We start from the raw sequence: 20,267 nt of genomic DNA, 5'->3' as shown, positions 1-20,267 counted from the left end.
TTCCCAGCATGAGAGACGCACAAGCACCCATCACCTTTTATCGCAAAGACTACACAGCGCCGAACTACAAAATCAGTCAGACTGATTTGACCTTCACGCTAAACCCTTCGCGCACCAAGGTGGCAAGCCGCTTGCAGTTTCAGAGCTGGGATGAAAGCACCCCAGATAACGTGCCTCTTGAACTGGATGGGGAAGATCTGGAGCTGGAAATGGTACTGCTTAACGGCGAGAAACTCGACCCAGAGCATTACACCCAGAGCCCCACGGGCTTGAGCATTCACAACCCAGGTCGGGCAGGTGTTCTTGAGATTACAGTTCACATTCAACCCGACCAAAACACTCGACTGGAAGGTCTGTACGTATCCAACGGCAACTTTTTTACGCAGTGCGAGGCGCAGGGATTCAGGCGCATTACTTACTTTCCTGATCGTCCCGATGTTCTCAGCCAATTCACCGTCACACTGATTGCGAACGAGGCCACTCATCCAGTCAGTTTGTCCAATGGCAACTTGCTAGAAGAAAAGCAGTTGGGTGAAGGCTTGCACATGACGCGCTGGGAAGATCCCTTCCTGAAACCTGCTTACCTGTTTGCCTTGGTCGCTGGTCGCTTTGTGTGCCAGGAAGAAACCGTACAAAAAGGCGATGGCAAGCCTGCATTGTTACAAGTGTGGGTGGAGCCGGGCAACCTCGACAAAACCGACTTTGCCATGCAAAGCCTGAAAAAGTCCATTGACTGGGACCGCGCACGTTTTGACCTTGATCTGGATTTAGACCGCTTCATGATCGTGGCCACAGCTGATTTCAATATGGGTGCGATGGAGAACAAGGGACTGAATATTTTCAATACCAAGTTTGTATTCGCCAACCCTGAACTGGCCACTGACGTTGACTTTGAAAATGTAGAAAGCGTGGTGGGCCACGAATACTTCCACAATTGGACCGGCAACCGGGTCACCTGCCGTGACTGGTTTCATCTGTCGTTGAAGGAAGGTTTAACCGTGTTTCGCGACCAAGAGTTTTCAGCGGACATGATGGCCGATGGGCTGGACGAAGCACAGGCGGACTCTGCCCGCGCCGTTAAGCGAATTGAAGATGTGAAAGTGCTACGCGCCGCACAGTTTCCGGAAGACGCTGGGCCCATGGCCCACCCGATCCGGCCAGACAGTTATCAGGAAATCAACAATTTTTACACGGTCACCGTGTATGAAAAAGGTGCAGAAGTGATTCGCATGCAGCACACGCTGCTGGGCGAACATTTGTTTCAGCGCGGCATGAAAATTTATTTTGAACGCCACGATGGTCAAGCTGTGACCTGTGAAGATTTTGTCAGCGCCATGGAAACGGCACTGCAAGAAGACCATCCCGAACTGGATTTGAAACAGTTTCGCCATTGGTATTCCCAAGCTGGAACCCCGGAAGTGTTTGCCAGCTGGAAACAAACAGAAGGCAAACTGGAACTGACGCTGAAGCAACATTGCCGCCCGACCCCGGGGCAGAGCAAGAAACCAGCTTTTCACATTCCGGTGAAACTGGGTTTTGTCGATCAAGCGAGCGGACTAGACATGCCATTGAAGCTGGTCGGCCAGCCAGGCGCACTTCATGGCGATGTACTGGACTTCACCGAAGCAGAGCAAACATTTGTATTCACCGGACTGGACAAACCGGTGGTGCCTTCACTACTGCGCGGATTTTCCGCACCGGTGATGCTGCAAACTGCGCACAACACAGATGATTTGATCTTTTTGGCCGGACACGACAACGACCCTTTCAATCGCTGGGATGCCTGCCAAAAGGTATACGGCAAAGCCATTCTGGACATCTACTTGCAACGCGGACAAACCGACAGTTCAAATACGCAGGCGGCCGTACAAATTGTGGGTAACTTGTTGAATGACAGGCAATTGTCGGACGGCTTTCTGGCTTTGGCCTTGCAATTGCCCAGTGAAGGAACCTTGCTTGAGGCATTTGATGGCTTGGTCGACCCTGTCGCCATGCATTTTGCACGCACCACGCTGCGCGATTTGCTGGCCTGTACCTTTGGGGCCGAGTTCAACGAAATTTACGAAGCGCGCCACACACCCGGGCAACCATACGACTACAACGCGGTGGCTGCAAGCCAGCGTGCATTGAAAAATGTGGCCTTGGCTTATCTGGTGGCTGCAGGTGGTGATGACGAACTGATTGTCGCCAAGACGCAGTACGCAGCCTCGAACAATATGACTGACCGCATGGCGTCGCTGAGCAACATTGTGCACAATGGGCCACTCAATCCAGCGGAACTTTCAGAGTTCTTTGACCGCTTCAGAAACGAAGCGCTGGCCGTGGACAAATGGTTCATGTTGCAAGCCACCGTGCCCGCCAGCAATGAAAGCGTCAACACCTTGAATACAGTGCGTGCATTGTTGAAGCATCCCTCATTTACGCTTAAAAATCCAAATCGAGCACGTTCACTTCTGGCTGCTTTTGCAATGCAGAACCCAAGCGTGTTTCACTCACATTCGGGTGAAGGCTATTCGCTGTGGGCAGACCTGGTGATCGAATTGAATACCATTAACCCGCAAGTGGCTGCGCGCATGGCACGTGGCCTAGACCGCTGGACCAAACTGGTGCCCGCGTTGCAGGAGAAAGCCAGAGAACAGCTGGAGCGAATTTTCAAGACAGACCAGCTGTCGCCCGATGTACGGGAAGTGATCGGCAAAGCGCTGGATGCGGCCACCCATTAATTTTGAATTGAACAGAGGACAAGAATGAGCATGAATTTGGCGCAATACCTTGAACACCATGCCGACGCGCACATGGGTGTGTTGATCTCGGCAATTGCCGAAGTGTCGCAATCCATTTCCGCGGCGGTTCACAAAGGCGCGCTGGGCGGTGTGTTGGGTAGTGCAGGTTCGGAAAACGTACAAGGTGAAACTCAAAAGAAACTCGACATTATTGCCAATGACATGATTCTGGATGCGCTGGGCGCCACTGGTGTGGTGGCTGGCATGGCATCCGAGGAGCTGGATGATTGCTCTCCGGTTCCCGGACATTCAGATCGCCCATTCCTTGTGCTGTTCGATCCATTGGATGGCTCCAGCAATATTGACGTCAATGTGTCGATCGGTACCATTTTTTCAGTGCTGCCCAACCCCGATGTGGGCGAAATTACCAATGAAAGCTTCCTTCAGGCTGGAACTGAACAATTGGCAGCAGGCTATGTGGTGTATGGCCCGCAAACATCACTGGTGCTGACATTTGGCAAGGGCGTGGTGGCCTTTACTCTCGATCGTGAAGCAGGTGAGTATATTCAAACCAGTGAGAGCATGGACATTCCCGAAGACACGAAGGAATTTGCCATCAATATGTCAAATCAGCGCCACTGGTATGCACCAGTGCAACGTTATATTGCTGAATTGCTGGAAGGGAAAACCGGCGCACGCGGCAAAGACTTCAACATGCGCTGGATTGCCTCCATGGTGGCTGATGTGCACCGTGTACTAACCCGGGGTGGCATTTTCATGTACCCAAAAGACCTGCGCGATCCCGGCAAACCGGGCAAACTGCGCCTGATGTACGAAGCCAACCCGATGAGTATGCTTGTGGAACAAGCGGGCGGCAAAAGCTTTGATGCCACTCAGCGCATTCTGGACATTCAACCCACAGATTTGCACCAGCGCTGCGCGGTTATGCTGGGTTCGGCCAATGAAGTGCAGCGGGTCAGTGATTATCACAAAGGCTGATTTGGCTTTGCCCGTCAATTAATTGCCGAATTTCGCGAATTCACGCTCTGCGTCAGCCTTGCGCTTGTATTCGCGTTGTTTGGCATCAATTTCCGCTAACAAATAATAATTATCCTTGGCATAACGCTTGGCAATTTCAGCCTGTTCAATGGCTGGCAAATACGCTTGACGGGCATTGTAAGACTGCGCCAACGCCATGTGATGTTCCGCAGGCTGGCGTAGCGCCAGGGCACTTTGCGCGAGCAAATCGAACACCTCTGGCACTGAACGATAAGCTTGAGACAACTCTTTCAAGTAGGCATCTGATTCAGCAAACAAGCCCAAGCGTTGCAAGCCCTCCGCATACAGCAAGCGAATCGACATTTCACTTTTGAAATCATTGCGCAATGCGGTCAGCTGCCCGAGCAGGGCTCTTTCCTGCGCATTCAGTGCGGAGCGGTCCCTGACGGGCCGCTGATCCATGGGTGCAGAGGCCAAAGGCAAATTGACATCCATGGCCATTCGCATGTGCTGACTTTGCAGCAGCTGTGGCACTTCGGTTTTCTTGACCACCGATTGCCCAGCCTTGAACAACTCAATGGCTTTTTCACTGGCGGCAAGAGCCTCTTGCTTTTTACCCATTGAATTCAGAACCAAAGAACGTCCATAGGTCAAAGCAACCTGGCCTTTAATTCCCTCTTGCTCGTTCGGCGACTCGAAAGTACGCAGACGATCAAGCAATTGCTGGTTACTGCGCTCTGCAAATACGATTGATTTGACCCTGATCAATTCAAATTCCAGACTCGACTGGTTCCGGGTGCGATTTGAACCGCTTTCCAGGCCAGCCCGATTTCGGATGTCAGCAATTCGCTCGGTGGTCAGGGGGTGCGTGCGCAAATAGGAGGGCGCGTTGTTTTCATACAGTCGGGAAGCTGTTTGCAAACGTCCGAAAAAATCCACCATACCCTGGGTGTCAAATCCAGCTTGTTGAAGCGTTAGAAAACCGACCCGATCAGCTTCGCGTTCCGCATCCCGGGAAAAAGCCAATTGCTGATCGATGGAGTACCCGGCACCCGCAGCCATCAAACCAGAGGCCGCTTGGGGGTTGGAGCCGGCGACCAGCAAGGCGGCGATCAAGGCCGCGGTGGCGACCAGGCTGGCCTGCTTTTGTTGGCCAAAACGACGTGCAATGTGGCGTTGGGTAACGTGCCCTACTTCGTGTGCCAACACCGAGGCCAATTCTGACTCGGTTTGCGACGCAGCAATTAAACCCGTGTGCACGCCGATGTAGCCACCAGGCATAGCGAATGCATTGACCGATTTATCTGTGACCAGGAAAAACTCAAAATTGGAAGGAGATTCAGATGCAGCTTGAACAATTTTATTGCCCAACCTACTGATGTACGCAGTGATTTCAAGATCGGTGTTCACTGCACCGAAGGCACGATAATCTTTCATGATCAGCGCACCCAGACGGCGCTCGTCCTGAACGGACAGCTCTGCTCCGCCTGCATCGCCCAAACTGGGCAAGTTGTTCAAGCCATCGGCATGCGCAACAGGCGAAATCAAGGATGACAGCAACAGGGTACTGCACAACACACTCGCAACACTTTTCCGAAAATCAAGACGCATCATGGGCTTTTTACGGTGATAGTCTGGGTATGATAGCGCGATGAAAAACAAGTTCAATCAACTTCGGGCTTTGTGTTGTGTTTCCATGGGTAAATTTAGGTAAATGCAGCAGGCACCATTGAAGTTTGGAAAATCAGTTAGCAGGGGATTGCAACAATGAACGGACTCACGCATTTTGACCAGGAAGGCAATGCACACATGGTCGATGTGGGCGGCAAAAGCGAGACAGAACGCAAAGCGGTGGCCACAGGGACCATACAATTGGGCCGCGAGGCTTACGCTGTTTTGAAATCGGGGACAGCCAAGAAGGGTGATGTGCTGGGAGTGGCACGGATTGCTGCAATTCAGGGTGCCAAACGAACTTCTGATCTAATTCCACTTTGCCACCCACTACCCCTGACTCGATTGGCTGTTGAATTTGAACTAAACGATGAACTGTGCGAGGTGCACTGCACCTGTACGGCGCAAACAGTGGGTAAAACCGGCGTTGAAATGGAAGCCCTGACCGGTGTTCAGGTAGGGCTTCTGACCATTTATGACATGCTTAAAGCGATAGACAAAGGCATGGTGATGACGCAAACCAAGCTAGTGGAAAAACGCGGCGGCAAGAGTGATTTCAGTCGATAAATACTAGTTAACGTTGTTGTTACGGCAGGCTGCCGGTAAGTAGCGCCGGAACTCGGCGGTGACATTAGTTACGCAGCGCCATTCTCCCACAGGCTGCAAAGGGTCTGTATGCCTTACTCCACCTGTGAATGGAATCAAGGCAATGAAATTGTTAGCAACAATGCCGGCCGCCACCGTGTTGGCTTGAAATGTCACCTGAATTCTTCCGTTTGCACCAACCAGCAATTGACGTGCGTACTGACTTTGGGCCGCTACGTTGGACTGACACCCGGCATCGCCCGCGTTGGCTGGCCATGCATTTGTAGTTGCGGTGAACTCGATAATACCCGCCTTGCAAGACTGGGCAATATTCATCAATTCGGTGACCTTGGCGCGATTCAGATAATCCTGAAACGCTGGAATTGCGATGGCAGACAGCACGCCAATAATTGCAATGCCAATCATCAATTCGATCAGGGTAAAACCCTTCGAAATCTTGCTTCGGGTAAAGGTTTTTGGAGTAATCATCGTCGCATTCCTCACATCGAAAAGTGGTGTTGAGAGACCATTCTTCGGTGTTCAGCCTGCGCGAAGTACCCCCGCTAGGGTTAAAAACAAAAACCCCACCATTCAGGGTGAACAGTGGGGTTTGCGTAGTTGGCCATTGAGGCCCAGTGCAGACTCTTAGGCGCCGATTGCCTTTTTCAGCAATTGACCCATGACCGAGGGGTCTTTGGTCACAGTGATACCGCACTCTTCCATAATGGCCAGTTTTTCCTGAGCTGTACCTTTACCGCCAGAGATAATGGCACCTGCATGGCCCATACGCTTCCCGGGGGGCGCTGTGACACCAGCAATGAAACCAACCACTGGCTTGGTCATATTGTCCTTGACCCACAACGCAGCTTCTTCTTCATCGCTACCGCCAATTTCGCCAATCATGACTACAGCATCCGTGTCCGGATCATCATTGAACATGCGCATGACATCAATGTGCTTCAATCCATTCACGGGATCGCCGCCAATACCCACGGCAGTGGACTGGCCCAAGCCCAACTCACTCAACTGACCCACCGCTTCGTAAGTCAGGGTACCTGAGCGGGATACAACACCAATACGACCCTTCTTGTGAATGTGGCCGGGCATGATGCCGATCTTGATTTCATCAGGTGTGATTACGCCTGGGCAGTTTGGACCGACTACGATTGTTTTACGGCCTTCACGACGCATGCGATCGCGTACTTCGATCATGTCGCGAACAGGAATGCCTTCGGTGATACAAATCACCAGGTCCAGATCGGCTTCGACTGCTTCCCAAATGGCAGCAGCCGCGAAGGGAGGTGGTACATAAATAACTGAGGCATTGGCGCCAGTTTGCTTTTTGGCATCGGCCACGGTGCCAAAAATAGGCACGCCTTCGAAGTCCTCGCCGGCTTTCTTCGGGTTCACACCCGCTACGAAACAGTTATTGCCGTTGGCATATTCACGGCACATGCGCGTGTGGAACTGACCAGTTTTACCAGTAATACCCTGGGTAATTACCTTGGTGTCTTTGTTAATGAGAATAGACATTGTGAAAATCCTTTTTCGTGTTGAATGGCTGTCAAATGTGGAGCACCAGGCGCTTAGGCACCTTTGGTAGCAGCCACCACTTTTTGAGCAGCCTCACCCATGGTGTTCGCTGCAATGATCGGCAAACCAGATTCGGCCAGAATTTTCTTGCCCAAATCTTCGTTCGTACCTTTCATGCGCACTACCAAGGGAACCGACAAACCCACCGCTTTCGATGCAGCAACCACGCCATCTGCGATCACATCGCAACGCATAATGCCGCCGAAAATATTCACCAAAATGGCCTTCAGGTTGGGGTTTTTCAACATGATTTTGAAAGCTTCAGTCACTTTCTCGGTTGTGGCACCACCACCCACATCCAGGAAGTTGGCTGGCTCGCCACCAAACAATTTGATGGTATCCATTGTGGCCATGGCCAAACCAGCGCCGTTGACCAAACAACCAATGTTACCGTCTAGGCTAATGTAGCTGAGGTCAAACTTACTGGCCTCGATTTCTGCCGGATCTTCTTCAGCCAAATCTCGCAAGGCTACGATTTCAGGGTGGCGATGCAAAGCGTTGGAATCAAAGTTCAACTTTGCGTCCAGGGCGATGATGTCGCCTGAACCAGTCAGAATGAGCGGGTTAATTTCGGCCAGGCTGGCGTCAGTTTCCCAAAAGGCTTTGTACAAACCCTGAAATGCGACACGTGCCTTGGCCACCGAACCGGCGGGGATACCAATTTTTACAGCCAAATCGTCAGCTTCTGCGTCGGTCAAACCTGATACGGGATCAACATACACTTTGTGAATCAGGTCGGGCGTGTGCTCTGCAACCTCTTCAATTTCCATGCCGCCTTCGCTTGACGCCATGACACATACACGTTGGGTAACACGGTCGACGACCATACCCACATAGTATTCTTTCTTGATGTCCGCACCCTCTTCAACCAGCAAACGGCTCACTTTCTGGCCTTCGGGGCTGGTTTGGTGGGTAATCAACTGCATGCCCAGAATTTGGCTTGCATAAGTTTTTACATCTGCCAGGCTTTTGGCAACCTTCACGCCACCGCCCATGCCGCGACCACCCGCATGGATTTGCGCCTTCACGACCCACACCGGACCACCCAGTTTTTCCGCGGCAGCCATGGCCTCGTCGATTGAATAACAGGGGTAGCCGGTTGGCACAACCACACCGTACTTCTTCAGAATTTCCTTGCCTTGATACTCGTGAATCTTCATTTGAATTCCTTGCTGGGAAAGTTAATGCAAATCGGCTAGACGCAACAAGGCGACTGAACTGACAACATTGTAAAGTGGAGAGTGTTTTTTTCGCGTGACAGCGCAAGCGGGTTCTCGGACGTAAAGCCGAGGCAAGGACGAGGCATGCCGAGCATGCTATGAAGGTTTTTATCCATCTCTTTCTTTGCTTCTTGTGTCGTTGAATAACGCTTCGTTATTTAACTAGACTATCACTTCTATGGAAACACATAAGCCGAGCGAGATGATATCACGCATTGGATTTGAACTCAGCTAGAATGCGACGCCAGGCGCGTTCTATGTTGCCAAATTCAAACCCGCGAGCGGAAAGTCCTCGGTATACCTTGGATTTCAAAGTTAACAGTTGTGCCTGGTCGATTCCCGCATCACTGTTCAACACAGTGCCCAGGCTTGAGAACTGTCTGCGTTTGATCCAGTCATAGGCCCTGTCCTCTTCACCGGTCAGGGTATGTGCGTCGGAGTCTGTTTCTGAAATCGATTTAACGTCGCCCAAACCGTGTTGTCCCAATTCAGCCGTGATCGCCCTATCACCGAAGGTGGGCGCGCGCCTGCGAAACAGACTCAGCTTAAAACGCTCATCAGACTGAAATTGGTGTGAAGTAGCCCACTCAATGGCCTCCTCCACTTCACTGGACTCGTATCCGCGTTGTAATAACTTGGCTCGAAGTTCTGACTGGCTGTGCTCCCTTCGGGCGAGCAGTGCAACAGCCTTTGATTTGGCGGAGGCCACGGGCTTGCTCAAGCCTGCGGCACCCCCGAAAGAACGCTTACTCGGCGTCTTCGACTTCATTCTTCTTCTTGGCAACTGGGGCTGACGCTGCAGCCTCAAGCAAACGCACACCGAGCTTTTCACGAATTTTGTTCTCGATCTCGGCAGACATTGCGGAATTGGCCTTCAGGAAGTCACGGGCGTTGTCTTTGCCTTGACCAATTTTCTCGCCATTGTAGGAATACCAAGCACCGGCTTTGTCTACGAAGCCATGCAACACGCCCAGATCAACAACCTCCCCCTCTCGAGACGTACCTTGACCGTACAAAATGTCGAATTCAGCTTGTTTAAATGGCGGGCTTACCTTGTTTTTAACCACCTTGACTCGGGTTTCACTGCCAATAATCTCGTCGCCTTTTTTGATCGCACCAATTCGCCGAATATCCAGACGAACAGACGAATAGAATTTCAAGGCGTTGCCACCTGTGGTGGTTTCCGGGCTGCCAAACATGTCACCAATTTTCATTCGGATTTGGTTAATAAAGACAACCAGGCAATTTGTACGCTTGATGTTGGCCGTTAATTTGCGCAAGGCCTGGCTCATCAATCTGGCTTGCAAGCCAGGTAGTGAGTCGCCCATATCACCTTCAATTTCGGCTTTGGGGGTTAGCGCTGCCACCGAATCAATGACGACCAAGTCTACCGAACCCGAACGAACCAAAGCATCAACAATTTCCAGTGCCTGCTCGCCAGTGTCAGGCTGGGAAATCAGCAGATCGGGCAAATTAACGCCCAATTTGGAAGCGTATTGAACATCGAGCGCGTGTTCAGCATCGATAAACGCACAGGTGCCGCCAAGTTTTTGCATTTCAGCAATTACTTGTAAAGTCAGAGTGGTTTTACCAGATGATTCAGGCCCATAAATTTCGACGACGCGGCCACGTGGCAAGCCACCGATGCCCAAGGCAATATCGAGACCCAAGGAACCGGTTGATACCGACTGAATGTCGTCGATGATCTCATTTTCACCAAAACGCATGATACTGCCCTTGCCAAACTGCTTCTCGATTTGGCTAAGCGCGGCGGCCAGGGCTTTGACCTTTTCTGAGGATTGGTTCTTTGTTCTGAGATCTTCCATGGTCTGCCTTCAACTGAATTGGGTTTCGATTTCTGAATTATTGCACAGTTTTTACTGTAAATCTATACAGCCTTTTTGAGTGATACTTTTGAAAGTATAGTTAACCCGGCCTGTACTGCCTGCTGGCGAACGGAGTCACGATCTCCTTCAAAAACATGGTGAAAAGCTTCAATTGACCTGTGCCGCACCGCCAAGCCAAACCACACTGTGCCCACGGGCTTGTTGGCTGAACCACCCCCTGGCCCGGCAATGCCAGACACAGACAGGCAACAATCCACACCCAATGCGATCATGCCCCCATTGGCCATTTCTTTGACGCACTCTTCACTGACTGCCCCGTGTTGCTCCAACGTGGACTCACGAACATACACTGACTTCATTTTGACTTTGTTTGAATAGGTAATCAGCCCACCCTCAAACCAGTCACTTGAACCCGAAATACTGGTCAATGCCGCGCCAAGCCCACCACCCGTGCAAGACTCGACCACGCCGAGTTTGCCAGCCGATGCATTGAATGTGTCCGCAATTTGCAGCAAAAGTGCTTGGTCTGGATTGCTCAAGAGGCTCCCCGTAATAGGTTGGAAAATCGGTTCACTTCAAAAAATACAAATAAACCGCCAGTGTAAGCAGCGTCATAAAGGCCGCCACGATGTCGTCGAACATAACACCAAAACCGTTTTTCCAATGTCGGTCGAACCAACGGATGGGGGGCGGTTTCACCATGTCATAAAACCGGAAAAGCGCCACGCAGGCCAGTTGGGCAGCTGGACCGGAAAAGTGGTTGGAGGCCACAAACAACACCAGCCAGATTGCCACGATTTCATCCCATACAATGCCGCCGTGATCAATAACTCCCAAAGCTTTGCCCGTAACCTGGCAAGCCCACACGCCCGCCAAGAAGGCACCAGCTATTGCCCAAACCCACTGGCTACCAGCCAGGTAGGGATCAAGCCACAGGTATAACAACCAACCCATCAATGTGCCGAATGTTCCCGGCAAAAACCACGCCAAACCACTGCCAAAACCCAAGGCCAACAAGTGAGCCGGGTGGGCCAACATAAAACGCCAATTCGGTCTGCGACTGTGGTTTGAGGTCAATTCTTGCTCTCGGCAAAATGATTGTAAGAAGTTCCAGAAATACGCTTGCGCTCTTCTCCCGGGGTTCGAAGCCACAGTCCGCTTCCCTGCTCAATAATGCCCACACAATGAAGACCCGCGCCCAAGGATTGTATTGCATCGCGATGTCGCGGGTGGGCTGTCCAGCACAATTCGAAATCGTCACCGCCTTTCAAGGTTTGTGCAATCAGCGTTTTCAACAACCCGGCAACATCAGCGTGTTGATCAATTTCGGGCCAAAGATGCCGCCAAATGGACTCCAGGCTTGTCTGAGAAAGTACGGCTGCAACTTCACTGGCTTTTAAAACATGAGCCAGATCGCCACTTAGACCATCGGAAAGGTCCAGACAGGCACTGGCCAGGCCGTGAAGCATCAACCCAAGTTCAATTCGCGGCACTGGCATTTCAAGCCGGCTCACAGCCTGCCGAACCAGATGTTCGGGCAATACGGCCAACAAGGCCTGGACCATTTGCAACTCGGCACCCCGGCAACATTCCGCCAAACGGCCACGCTTTTGGTATTCAAGTAAAAGCCCGAGCCGAGCCAGCCCGGGGGTGCCGCTAACCCAGATTCCCTCATCCGCTTTTGCATGCCCCCGGTTGAACCCGCGGTGAGATGCGGCCGCTTGCCCAAACACGGTGATCGACACGGTTTTCAAAGTATTCAACCCGGCAGACGTGGTGTCACCACCCACAAGTGGGCAGTTAAATCGGGTGGCCACCTCGAGCAAACCTGCCGAAAAACCGGCAAGCCATGTTTCATCGACCTCGGGCAAACTTAAATTCAGAGTGAATCCCAATGGCGTGGCCCCACTGGCAGCCAAGTCCGACAGATTACCAGCCAGTGCTTTCCAGCCTGTTGTGCGCGGCGCATCGTCGGAAAAGAAATGCACACCTTCAACCAAGGTGTCGGTGGAGGTGAATAGATTCTGACCCGGAGAAATTTGAAGTGCGGCACAGTCATCGCCAATACCAAGCAAGACTGTGTCAGCATTGGCCCGCGCCAACGGGCCAAAAGGCGTTTTGAAATGGCGATGAATAAGGTCGAATTCCAAAACGCCTCTTGAGTATTAGCTGGACTGACTATTCGCCTGGGCCTTGATTTCGGAATCACGCGCCTGAGCGGCTACTTTGTCGAGCACGCCATTGACGAACTTGAAAGCGTCGGTACCCCCAAAGGTTTTGGTGAGTTCGACAGCCTCATTGATTACAACCCGATAGGGAATTTCAGCATGGGTATTCATCTCATGGCTGGCAAGTACCAAAACAGCCTTTTCAACCGGGCTGAGTTCACCCCAAGGTCGGTCGATGAATGGCTGGATTTGATGCATCAAGTCTTCAAGGTGATGAACAGAACCATGCAAAAGCGATTCATAGTGTTCACGGTCAGCCTTGTCGAAACCGGGGGCGTTGCGAATGTGCGCATCCACTTCACCAACCTCGGTGGGATTCAAAAACCACTGATACAAACCCTGCAAGGCCAATTCGCGGGATCGACGTCGAGCGTTGCGTGTGTGCCCTTGCCTCTTGCCTGATTCAGGCCTGCTGGCTTCACTCATCGTCTTCTTCCTCGTCATCAGCACTGGGCAGGTTGTCGTCCAGCGTCATCATTAAATTGCCCATTTCCACGGCACAACGCGCTGCATCGACACCTTTGTCTTCAATGCGCTCAATGGCCTGTTCTTCGGTGTAGGTGGTCAGAACCATGTTGACCACAGGCACGTCGTGCGCCAAAGCCACGCTTGAAACGCCGCGCGCGCTCTCGCCGCAAACAATCTCGAAATGATAGGTATCACCCTTGATCACGGCGCCCAAAGCGATCAGGGCATCGAATTCACCTGAAAAAGCCAGTCGCTGCAAGGCAATTGGAATTTCCATGGCACCTGGCACGGTAATGTGCAAAATATCCTCGTTCAACACACCCAAACGCAGCAACTCGCTGCAACAGGCAGCCCAAAGGCCATTGGTGATTTCTTCGTTGAAGCGGGCCTGAACCACACCCACACGAATGCCATCGCCGTTCAAATTAGCAGGCACACTTCCTGGACTGTTGCTCATTTCGTTTCTCCGTTGACATAACCTGACACTTCCAAATCAAACCCGGTCATGCTTGGCATTTTCCGTGGCCGGGACAGCAATTTCATTTTGTTCACACCCAAATCGCGCAAAATTTGTGCGCCGATACCGTAGGTTCGCAGGTCCGGGTTCGAGCCAGCGCCCTTGCGTGCGGTTGTGCCACGCTGCTCAATGTCGTCGAGCGAAGCAAACTGCCCCAACAAGCGGTCAGAGGAGACATCGCAGTTCAGCAGCACAATGACGCCTGCCCCTTCTTCCACCACTTTCTTCATGGCTGCGGGAATCGAGAATGAGTGCTCCGACAAGTTCACTTCCAGAAAGTCGATCAGCGAGGTGGGTTCGTGCACACGCACCAAGGCTTCTGTATCCGGGTTCAACTGGCCATACACAAGCGCAAAATGTGCGCTGCCCGTTGGCTTGTCACGGAAAGAAATGCAATTAAACTGGCCCTGCACGGTGTCAATGACACGTTCGTGCATGCGCTCGATCAGGGATTCTTTGGTGCTGCGGTACTGAATAAGGTCGGCAATGGTACCGATCTTCAAGTTATGTTCTTTGGCAAACTCGACCAGATCGGGCAAACGGGCCATGGTGCCATCGTCTTTCATGATCGCGCAGATCACGGAAGCTGGACTTAAACCAGCCATTGCAGACAAATCGCAGCCTGCTTCTGTGTGGCCGGCTCGCATAAGAACACCACCGTTTACGGCAGTCAGCGGAAAAATGTGGCCAGGCTGAACCAAGTCTTCGGGCTTTGCGTTTTTGTTGACTGCCACACGAATGGTGTGGGAACGGTCAGCCGCTGAAATGCCAGTGGACACACCCTCAGCAGCTTCGATGGACACGGTAAAGTTGGTGCCATGCGAAGAACCGTTGGCAGCCACCATCGGGCGCAGACCCAATTCGCGGCAACGGGCTTCGGTCAATGTCAGGCAAATCAGGCCCCGGCCATATTTGGCCATAAAATTGATTGCTTCTGGCGTAACAAAATCGGCGGCCAACACAAGGTCGCCCTCGTTTTCACGGTCTTCTTCATCGACGAGAATGACCATGCGGCCCGCACGCATTTCTTCAACAATTTCGTTGATTGGACTAATTGACATGGCAGTGTAAGTTCTTGAGATTGATTTAATGGGCTCTATTGTAAGCCTTCAAGCGCCATTCACGCACGCACAGCAGTAGAAGGACTACTCCCCAAATCGAAAACCACAGGCGATTGCCCCACTTCGCAAAGAAGGTTTGCCCCAATCGACCCTCGATTTGCCCCGACCACACCAGTGCCTTTCCGGGACCGACCCGCAAAGCCCACTGCCCATGCTCGTTCACAAAGCCAGACATCCCCGTGTTGGTCACCCTTAATCCAGGCTTACGGTGCTCGGCAGACCGGGTTCGACCCATTTGCGCGTGCTGATCAAGTGCCCAGGATTGACCAAACCAGGCCAGGTTACTTAAATTCACAAACAGCGTTGGCTCTTGCGTGGAATTGGCGACCAAACCCGCAAACTCTCCACTGAAAATGTCTTCGTAACACACGGTAGATGCCAAGGCATTGCCATCGACCAAAAAGGGCTTCAGTGGGCCCGAGCCTGAAGTGAACTCGCCCATGGGCATGTTCAACATGGCAACAAACCACTTGAAACCCAATGGAATGAATTCACCAAAAGGCACCAAATGCCGTTTGTCGTGCCGTGTTTTGGGCACCTCCAGGTCATTCAGCGCCTCATCGCCTTGAAACATAACAATTGAATTGAAATACCGTGAACCCTCTTGAATTGCAGACCCCATAACCACGGCTGTTTCCCCCGGAGTGGCAAAGTCACGAAATGTAGTTCGCCATTCCTCGGGGGTGTCGGTCCACACCAAAGGATTGACTGTTTCCGGAAACACAAGCAATCCACCGCCTTGCTGGGCCAACTCATGCTTGGCCGTGTCGCCAAGGGCAAAGGTTTTTTGCATGTTCGACACAATCAATTCGGGATCAAACTTGATACTTTGATCCACATTGGTTTGCACCCCCACCACCGTCAACGGGCCTGCACTTTGGGTTTTCACCGGTAACTGCACCAATACCAGCACAGCGACCAGCACAGAGGACGCGGCCAAGGCCAAACCACTGCGGCGCGTAAGCACAAATGACACAAGCAAATACCCAATCAGCATGAGAACAAACAAGCTGCCGTAGCTGCCGAGCCACGGTAACAAATTGGTAAATGGAGAATCGACCAAGGCATCGCCCAAACCCAACCAGGCAAAACCAGTCATGAAGGTACCCCGGGCCCACTCAAAGAAGGTCCACAACGCAGCCCACAACAACGCATTAAAAACTTCCCCGGTTGGGGATGCTGCATTGGTGGACATAAATCGGTTGTAGAACCACAGCGCCAAGGCAGGAAAAAGTGCCAAATACAGGGTAAAAGCTGCGATAGCCGCCCAGGCCAGCAACGATGGCAAGCCACCATAAGTATGCAGACTGATATGCAACCAGGAAACACCAACCCCATAAGCCGACCAGCCAAATGCCAAACCTGTTAGCCAGGGTCGACGTGTTTTAAGTGCAACAAATGGCAACACCGCAAGCAACAGCAGCCCTAGCCACCACAATGAAATCGGGGCAAACGACAACGCCCAAGGCGCTCCCAAAAGTGCGCCTGCAAAAAAGGAGTACATCAAGTGGGCCTGTCGGAGTCGGAATTTTCAGCGGATGGGTTGGAATCAAGGGAGTCTGGAGCAGGTTCTATTTTTTGAACTCGAAGCAAATGCACCTGCCTTGCATCTGCACGCAACACCTCGAAGCGGAAAGGTGGCGACTCAACCACGTCGCCACGCACTGGCAAACGCGCCAAGTGGTCGGTCAACAGTCCGCCCAATGTATCCGCATGTTCGTTTGAAAAGGTCGTTCCAAATGTTTCGTTGAACTGCTCAATCGTGGTCAGGGCTTTGACGCGATACACACCAAGCTGATCGCCGCCCAAGCTCACAATATTGTCGGCTTCTTCATCGAAATCGTATTCGTCTTCAATGTCACCCACAATTTGCTCAAGCACGTCTTCGATGGTCAGCAAGCCGGCCACCCCACCGTATTCATCGACCACCAAGGCAATGTGATTTCGATTCAGGCGGAAATCATGAAGCAGCACATTCAAGCGCTTGCTTTCGGGAATGAACACCGCCGGGCGCAGCATGTCGCGCAAATTGACCTCAGAATCAGCATGAATGCGCAGAAGATCTTTGGCCAACAACACACCAATCACATTGTCGCGCTCGCCTTCATAGACCGGAAAACGCGAGTGAGCCTTTTCTACCGCAAAAGCGACGATTTGATCGATGGAATCTTCGGCATTGATGGCGTCCATTTGAGCGCGGGGCACCATGATGTCGCCTGCGGAAAGGTCGCTAACCTGCATGACGCCTTCAATCATTGAAAGCGCATCGGCGTCCAGCAGGTTTCTTTCATGAGCCTGCTGAAGGACTTCCAGCAACTGCTCTCTGTCCTCTGGCTCTCGAAGTAGCAGTGAAGACAAACGTTCTAGCAGGCCCCGCTCTTTTTTACTGGGGACCTGCAACGGACTCGATTCTGACATGGGGGAGGATAAACCTCTGCAAACAATAACGGCTCAAGGATAACCGAAAAAAATGACGGATATCAGGCAGCCGTGATTGGCACCAGTCCACGCAAGGAGTTGGGATAGGCCTCCACAATGTCCAACTCAACGATTTGCCCCACCATGCGGGGATTACCGGCAAAGTTGACCACCCGGTTGTTCTCGGTACGGCCAGCCAATTCAGCAGGGTCTTTTTTGGAAGGTCCCTCCACCAACACCTTCTGGCGCGTGCCCAGCATGGACTTGCTGATGCTGGTGGCGTGGTCTTGAATTGTTTTCTGTAGCCGGGCCAAACGCTTGAGCTTGGTGATCTGGTCGACACCGTCTTCCAGATCAGCGGCAGGCGTGCCCGGCCGAGGGCTGTAAACAAAGGAAAAAGAGGTATCGAAACCCACAGAGTTGATCAAATCCATGGTTTTCTCGAAGTCAGCTTCAGTTTCGCCGGGAAAGCCTACGATGAAATCGGAAGACATGGAGATATTGGGGCGAATTTCACGCAGCTTGCGAATAATTGACTTGTACTCGAGTGCGGTGTAACCGCGCTTCATGGCAGCCAAAATGCGGTCGGAACCCGCCTGAACCGGCAAATGAAGGTGATCCACCAGCTTGGGAAGCTTGGCATATGATTCGATTAAGCGCGGACCAAACTCTTTGGGATGCGAGGTGGTAAAACGAATACGCTCAATGCCTGGCACCTCAGACACATATTCCAACAGCAGGGCAAAGTCGGCAATTTCGGCAGTTTCACCCATTTTGCCGCGGTAGGCATTCACGTTTTGCCCCAACAAATTGATCTCTCGCACACCTTGATCTGCCAAGTCAGCAATTTCCATGAGCACATCGTCGAAAGGGCGGGAAATTTCTTCGCCGCGTGTGTAAGGCACCACGCAGAAGCTACAGTACTTGATGCAACCTTCCATAATGGAAACAAAGGCTGTGGCACCGGTGTTTTTGGCCAAGGGCAGGTTGTCGAATTTTTCGATTTCAGGAAAGGAAATATCAACCTGGGGCCTGTGAGTGTCCCTACGCTGCTTGATCAGTTGCGGCAAGCGATGCAGGGTTTGGGGACCAAATACCACATCCACATAAGGTGCGCGCTCAACGATCGCCCTGCCTTCCTGACTGGCCACACAGCCACCCACCCCAATAATGAGGTTGGGATTGGATTTTTTCAGGTGCTTGACTCGACCAAGATCGCTGAATACTTTTTCCTGCGCTTTTTCACGTACCGAACAGGTATTGAACAAAATAATGTCCGCATCATCGGGGGTATTGGTCCGCTCCAACCCATCAGAGACGCCCAGCACATCGGCCATTTTGTCGGAGTCATACTCGTTCATCTGGCAGCCAAAGGTTTTGATGAAGAGTTTTTTCTTGGAAGTCATGGTTTGCCTAAAATATGCCACCATGAAGCAGACCTGCTTCAGAACAGAAACAGGAGCCAACACGGGGACGTTGTAAATCGTTGCGCGTTGCCGCGGATTTTACGTGTATCCCTTGCTAAAATGAAGACTTCGTTGAAAAAACACAGGATTGGTGCGTAGTAATGCCAAATCAACCCCCACGCTTTCCCGGTTTTCCGGGTTTGCCTGCACTTCCGAAACTCCCCTCTGTGGATGCAGTGCTCAATGAAGTCGACAAAGCCCTGAAAACACTCGCAGCCACGCCCGTGGCACAGCGCCCAAACCCCGCCGGGCAAAATCTGCGTGCCGAGCAATTAAGCGACGCAGAAAAAGAACAAGTCATTGGTTTGATGCGCGTCAACCATGTTGGCGAAATTTGCGCGCAAGCGCTTTACCAGGCGCAAGCCTTGGCCAGCAAAGATCCTGAAAAGAAAGCCCTGTTCGATCACGCGGCCAAAGAAGAAGCAGACCACTTGGCCTGGACGCAGGAAAGGCTTGACCAATTGGGCGCGCGCCCCAGTCTGTTGAACCCATTCTGGTACGGCGGCGCGTTTGCCTTGGGGTTTGTAGCGGGCACCTTGGGCGACAAGGTGAGCTTGGGTTTCATGGCTGAAACCGAGAAACAGGTTGAAAAACACCTGAATGACCACTTGGGCAGGTTGCCTGCAGGCGATCAGCAATCACGGGCAATTCTGGAACAAATGCGCCAGGATGAAATTGAGCACGGGCAAACTGCCATTGACCAGGGCGCCAACAATTTGCCCATGCCTGTAAAACTGGCCATGACCGCCATGTCAAAGGTCATGACCACACTTGCGCGGAAAATTTAATCTTCAATAATTTCGTGCGTGAACACCAGTTCAGCCGTTTTGCCCAGCATGGCAGAGGCTGAACAATACTTCTCGTGCGACAACTTGATGGCCCGATCAACCAGATTGGGCTTTAACCCCCTGCCGATCACTTGAAAGTGAAAATTGATCCGGGTAAACACCTTGGGGGCTTCTTCAGCGCGCTCTGCACTCATTTTCACCTTGCAGTCGCGAATGTCTTGTCCGCTTTTGCGAAGTATCAACACCACGTCGTAAGCCGTACATGCACCAGTGCCCGCCAACACCACTTCCATGGGACGTGGAGCCAGGTTATTGCCCCCGCCATCTGGCGCTCCGTCCATACACAACATATGACCACTGCCGGTTGTGGCCACAAATGACATGCCGGGCAACCCGGACCAGCTAACTTCGGCTTCCATAAAGCTCCTTATTTATGATTAATCACTCATTATGCATTGCACAATATTTGGTGAAGAGAAGTTGAAAAACTGCTCTATTTTATTAGATTGAATTAACAAATAACTATTCAGTCACTAGTTTTAAATACAAGTTATTGTTTTTGTTGGTATTTTTTAAACCACTTTTAAATTGTGGAATAAGTTGCTTTTTTCGGACAACAAAAA

Annotated in this window: 20 protein-coding genes; 4 read left to right on the top strand and 16 right to left on the bottom strand. The window is 51.9% G+C overall.

The features are described 5' to 3' along the window. Positions 1–8: 8 nt before the first annotated feature. Positions 9–2,723: an aminopeptidase N gene (gene pepN / locus P0D43_RS07480; RefSeq protein ID WP_394673644.1), complete on the top strand. Its 2,715-nt coding sequence runs from the start codon at positions 9–11 to the stop codon at positions 2,721–2,723. A 30-nt stretch (positions 2,724–2,753) separates the two neighbouring features. Further along, on the top strand, positions 2,754–3,722 hold the full coding sequence (locus P0D43_RS07475) for a class 1 fructose-bisphosphatase (RefSeq protein ID WP_201301436.1): 969 nt from the start codon (positions 2,754–2,756) through the stop codon (positions 3,720–3,722). An 18-nt stretch (positions 3,723–3,740) separates the two neighbouring features. Here the strand turns inward: P0D43_RS07475 and P0D43_RS07470 are convergent, their stop codons facing one another. After that, complete coding sequence (locus P0D43_RS07470; protein WP_159568342.1) at positions 3,741–5,282, bottom strand: M48 family metallopeptidase; 1,542 nt, start codon at positions 5,280–5,282, stop codon at positions 3,741–3,743. Between the two features lie 207 nt (positions 5,283–5,489). Between P0D43_RS07470 and moaC the strand changes: the two genes are divergently transcribed. After that, positions 5,490–5,960: a cyclic pyranopterin monophosphate synthase MoaC gene (moaC, locus tag P0D43_RS07465; protein ID WP_159568341.1), complete on the top strand. Its 471-nt coding sequence runs from the start codon at positions 5,490–5,492 to the stop codon at positions 5,958–5,960. Between the two features lie 3 nt (positions 5,961–5,963). Here moaC and P0D43_RS07460 read toward each other — a convergent pair whose 3' ends face one another. The 14 genes from P0D43_RS07460 to miaB form a co-directional block, all read right to left on the bottom strand. Further along, positions 5,964–6,467, bottom strand: a complete 504-nt coding sequence (locus tag P0D43_RS07460) for a pilin (RefSeq protein ID WP_159568340.1) — start codon at positions 6,465–6,467, stop codon at positions 5,964–5,966. 156 nt (positions 6,468–6,623) lie between these two features. Then, positions 6,624–7,511, bottom strand: coding sequence for a succinate--CoA ligase subunit alpha (gene sucD / locus P0D43_RS07455; protein WP_159568339.1), 888 nt, complete (start codon positions 7,509–7,511; stop codon positions 6,624–6,626). A 53-nt stretch (positions 7,512–7,564) separates the two neighbouring features. Continuing rightward, complete coding sequence (gene sucC / locus P0D43_RS07450) at positions 7,565–8,731, bottom strand: ADP-forming succinate--CoA ligase subunit beta (protein WP_159568338.1); 1,167 nt, start codon at positions 8,729–8,731, stop codon at positions 7,565–7,567. Between the two features lie 268 nt (positions 8,732–8,999). Beyond that, positions 9,000–9,560: a regulatory protein RecX gene (locus tag P0D43_RS07445; protein WP_394673643.1), complete on the bottom strand. Its 561-nt coding sequence runs from the start codon at positions 9,558–9,560 to the stop codon at positions 9,000–9,002. Beyond that, positions 9,538–10,617, bottom strand: coding sequence for a recombinase RecA (recA, locus tag P0D43_RS07440; protein WP_394673642.1), 1,080 nt, complete (start codon positions 10,615–10,617; stop codon positions 9,538–9,540). Before recA ends, P0D43_RS07445 begins: the two co-directional genes overlap by 23 nt. A 62-nt stretch (positions 10,618–10,679) precedes the next feature. Beyond that, on the bottom strand, positions 10,680–11,177 hold the full coding sequence (locus tag P0D43_RS07435; protein ID WP_159568335.1) for a CinA family protein: 498 nt from the start codon (positions 11,175–11,177) through the stop codon (positions 10,680–10,682). Positions 11,178–11,208: 31 nt separating this feature from the next. Further along, positions 11,209–11,676 carry a phosphatidylglycerophosphatase A gene (locus P0D43_RS07430; protein WP_159569569.1) on the bottom strand — a complete coding sequence of 156 codons (468 nt, stop codon included), beginning with the start codon at positions 11,674–11,676 and terminating at the stop codon, positions 11,209–11,211. Between the two features lie 35 nt (positions 11,677–11,711). Further along, positions 11,712–12,788 (bottom strand): thiamine-phosphate kinase, encoded by a 1,077-nt coding sequence (gene thiL, locus P0D43_RS07425; protein WP_394673641.1) that lies wholly within the window; start codon positions 12,786–12,788, stop codon positions 11,712–11,714. A 15-nt stretch (positions 12,789–12,803) separates the two neighbouring features. Continuing rightward, positions 12,804–13,292, bottom strand: coding sequence for a transcription antitermination factor NusB (gene nusB, locus P0D43_RS07420; RefSeq protein WP_159568333.1), 489 nt, complete (start codon positions 13,290–13,292; stop codon positions 12,804–12,806). Next, a complete protein-coding gene (ribH, locus tag P0D43_RS07415) occupies positions 13,285–13,791 on the bottom strand; it encodes a 6,7-dimethyl-8-ribityllumazine synthase (protein WP_341236242.1) in 507 nt (168 codons plus the stop codon). Before ribH ends, nusB begins: the two co-directional genes overlap by 8 nt. Next, positions 13,788–14,912: a bifunctional 3,4-dihydroxy-2-butanone-4-phosphate synthase/GTP cyclohydrolase II gene (gene ribBA / locus P0D43_RS07410; RefSeq protein WP_394673640.1), complete on the bottom strand. Its 1,125-nt coding sequence runs from the start codon at positions 14,910–14,912 to the stop codon at positions 13,788–13,790. The genes ribH and ribBA overlap by 4 nt, the downstream gene beginning before the upstream one ends. 25 nt (positions 14,913–14,937) lie before the next feature. Beyond that, complete coding sequence (gene lnt, locus P0D43_RS07405) at positions 14,938–16,476, bottom strand: apolipoprotein N-acyltransferase (RefSeq protein ID WP_394673639.1); 1,539 nt, start codon at positions 16,474–16,476, stop codon at positions 14,938–14,940. Beyond that, complete coding sequence (locus P0D43_RS07400) at positions 16,476–17,390, bottom strand: HlyC/CorC family transporter (RefSeq protein WP_159568329.1); 915 nt, start codon at positions 17,388–17,390, stop codon at positions 16,476–16,478. The genes lnt and P0D43_RS07400 overlap by 1 nt, the downstream gene beginning before the upstream one ends. 62 nt (positions 17,391–17,452) lie before the next feature. Next, on the bottom strand, positions 17,453–18,820 hold the full coding sequence (gene miaB, locus P0D43_RS07395; RefSeq protein WP_394673638.1) for a tRNA (N6-isopentenyl adenosine(37)-C2)-methylthiotransferase MiaB: 1,368 nt from the start codon (positions 18,818–18,820) through the stop codon (positions 17,453–17,455). Positions 18,821–18,957: 137 nt separating this feature from the next. Between miaB and coq7 the strand changes: the two genes are divergently transcribed. Next, positions 18,958–19,644 (top strand): 2-polyprenyl-3-methyl-6-methoxy-1,4-benzoquinone monooxygenase, encoded by a 687-nt coding sequence (gene coq7 / locus P0D43_RS07390; protein WP_394673637.1) that lies wholly within the window; start codon positions 18,958–18,960, stop codon positions 19,642–19,644. On the opposite strand, the gene P0D43_RS07385 is transcribed toward coq7, so the two are convergent. Then, positions 19,641–20,063: an OsmC family protein gene (locus tag P0D43_RS07385; protein WP_105027035.1), complete on the bottom strand. Its 423-nt coding sequence runs from the start codon at positions 20,061–20,063 to the stop codon at positions 19,641–19,643. The two genes, coq7 and P0D43_RS07385, sit on opposite strands and share 4 nt — an antisense overlap. Between the last annotated feature and the right edge of the window lie 204 nt (positions 20,064–20,267).

Origin of the sequence: Limnobacter sp., from assembly GCF_043511195.1 — a bacterium.
In the GTDB taxonomy this organism is placed as follows: domain Bacteria; phylum Pseudomonadota; class Gammaproteobacteria; order Burkholderiales; family Burkholderiaceae_B; genus Limnobacter.
This window is presented reverse-complemented; position numbering and strand designations above follow the sequence as displayed.

Bases quoted from the DNA above. Each gene is read 5' to 3' on its own strand.
- pepN (WP_394673644.1), top strand. From the start codon at position 9: ATGAGAGACGCACAAGCACCCATCACCTTTTATCGCAAAGACTACACA.
- P0D43_RS07475 (WP_201301436.1), top strand. From the start codon at position 2,754: ATGAATTTGGCGCAATACCTTGAACACCATGCCGACGCGCACATGGGT.
- moaC (WP_159568341.1), top strand. From the start codon at position 5,490: ATGAACGGACTCACGCATTTTGACCAGGAAGGCAATGCACACATGGTC.
- P0D43_RS07460 (WP_159568340.1), bottom strand. From the start codon at position 6,467: ATGATTACTCCAAAAACCTTTACCCGAAGCAAGATTTCGAAGGGTTTT.
- sucD (WP_159568339.1), bottom strand. From the start codon at position 7,511: ATGTCTATTCTCATTAACAAAGACACCAAGGTAATTACCCAGGGTATT.
- sucC (WP_159568338.1), bottom strand. From the start codon at position 8,731: ATGAAGATTCACGAGTATCAAGGCAAGGAAATTCTGAAGAAGTACGGT.
- P0D43_RS07445 (WP_394673643.1), bottom strand. From the start codon at position 9,560: ATGAAGTCGAAGACGCCGAGTAAGCGTTCTTTCGGGGGTGCCGCAGGC.
- recA (WP_394673642.1), bottom strand. From the start codon at position 10,617: ATGGAAGATCTCAGAACAAAGAACCAATCCTCAGAAAAGGTCAAAGCC.
- P0D43_RS07430 (WP_159569569.1), bottom strand. From the start codon at position 11,676: ATGTTGGCCCACCCGGCTCACTTGTTGGCCTTGGGTTTTGGCAGTGGT.
- nusB (WP_159568333.1), bottom strand. From the start codon at position 13,292: ATGAGTGAAGCCAGCAGGCCTGAATCAGGCAAGAGGCAAGGGCACACA.
- ribH (WP_341236242.1), bottom strand. From the start codon at position 13,791: ATGAGCAACAGTCCAGGAAGTGTGCCTGCTAATTTGAACGGCGATGGC.
- ribBA (WP_394673640.1), bottom strand. From the start codon at position 14,912: ATGTCAATTAGTCCAATCAACGAAATTGTTGAAGAAATGCGTGCGGGC.
- lnt (WP_394673639.1), bottom strand. From the start codon at position 16,476: ATGTACTCCTTTTTTGCAGGCGCACTTTTGGGAGCGCCTTGGGCGTTG.
- P0D43_RS07400 (WP_159568329.1), bottom strand. From the start codon at position 17,390: ATGTCAGAATCGAGTCCGTTGCAGGTCCCCAGTAAAAAAGAGCGGGGC.
- miaB (WP_394673638.1), bottom strand. From the start codon at position 18,820: ATGGTGGCATATTTTAGGCAAACCATGACTTCCAAGAAAAAACTCTTC.
- coq7 (WP_394673637.1), top strand. From the start codon at position 18,958: ATGCCAAATCAACCCCCACGCTTTCCCGGTTTTCCGGGTTTGCCTGCA.
- P0D43_RS07385 (WP_105027035.1), bottom strand. From the start codon at position 20,063: ATGGAAGCCGAAGTTAGCTGGTCCGGGTTGCCCGGCATGTCATTTGTG.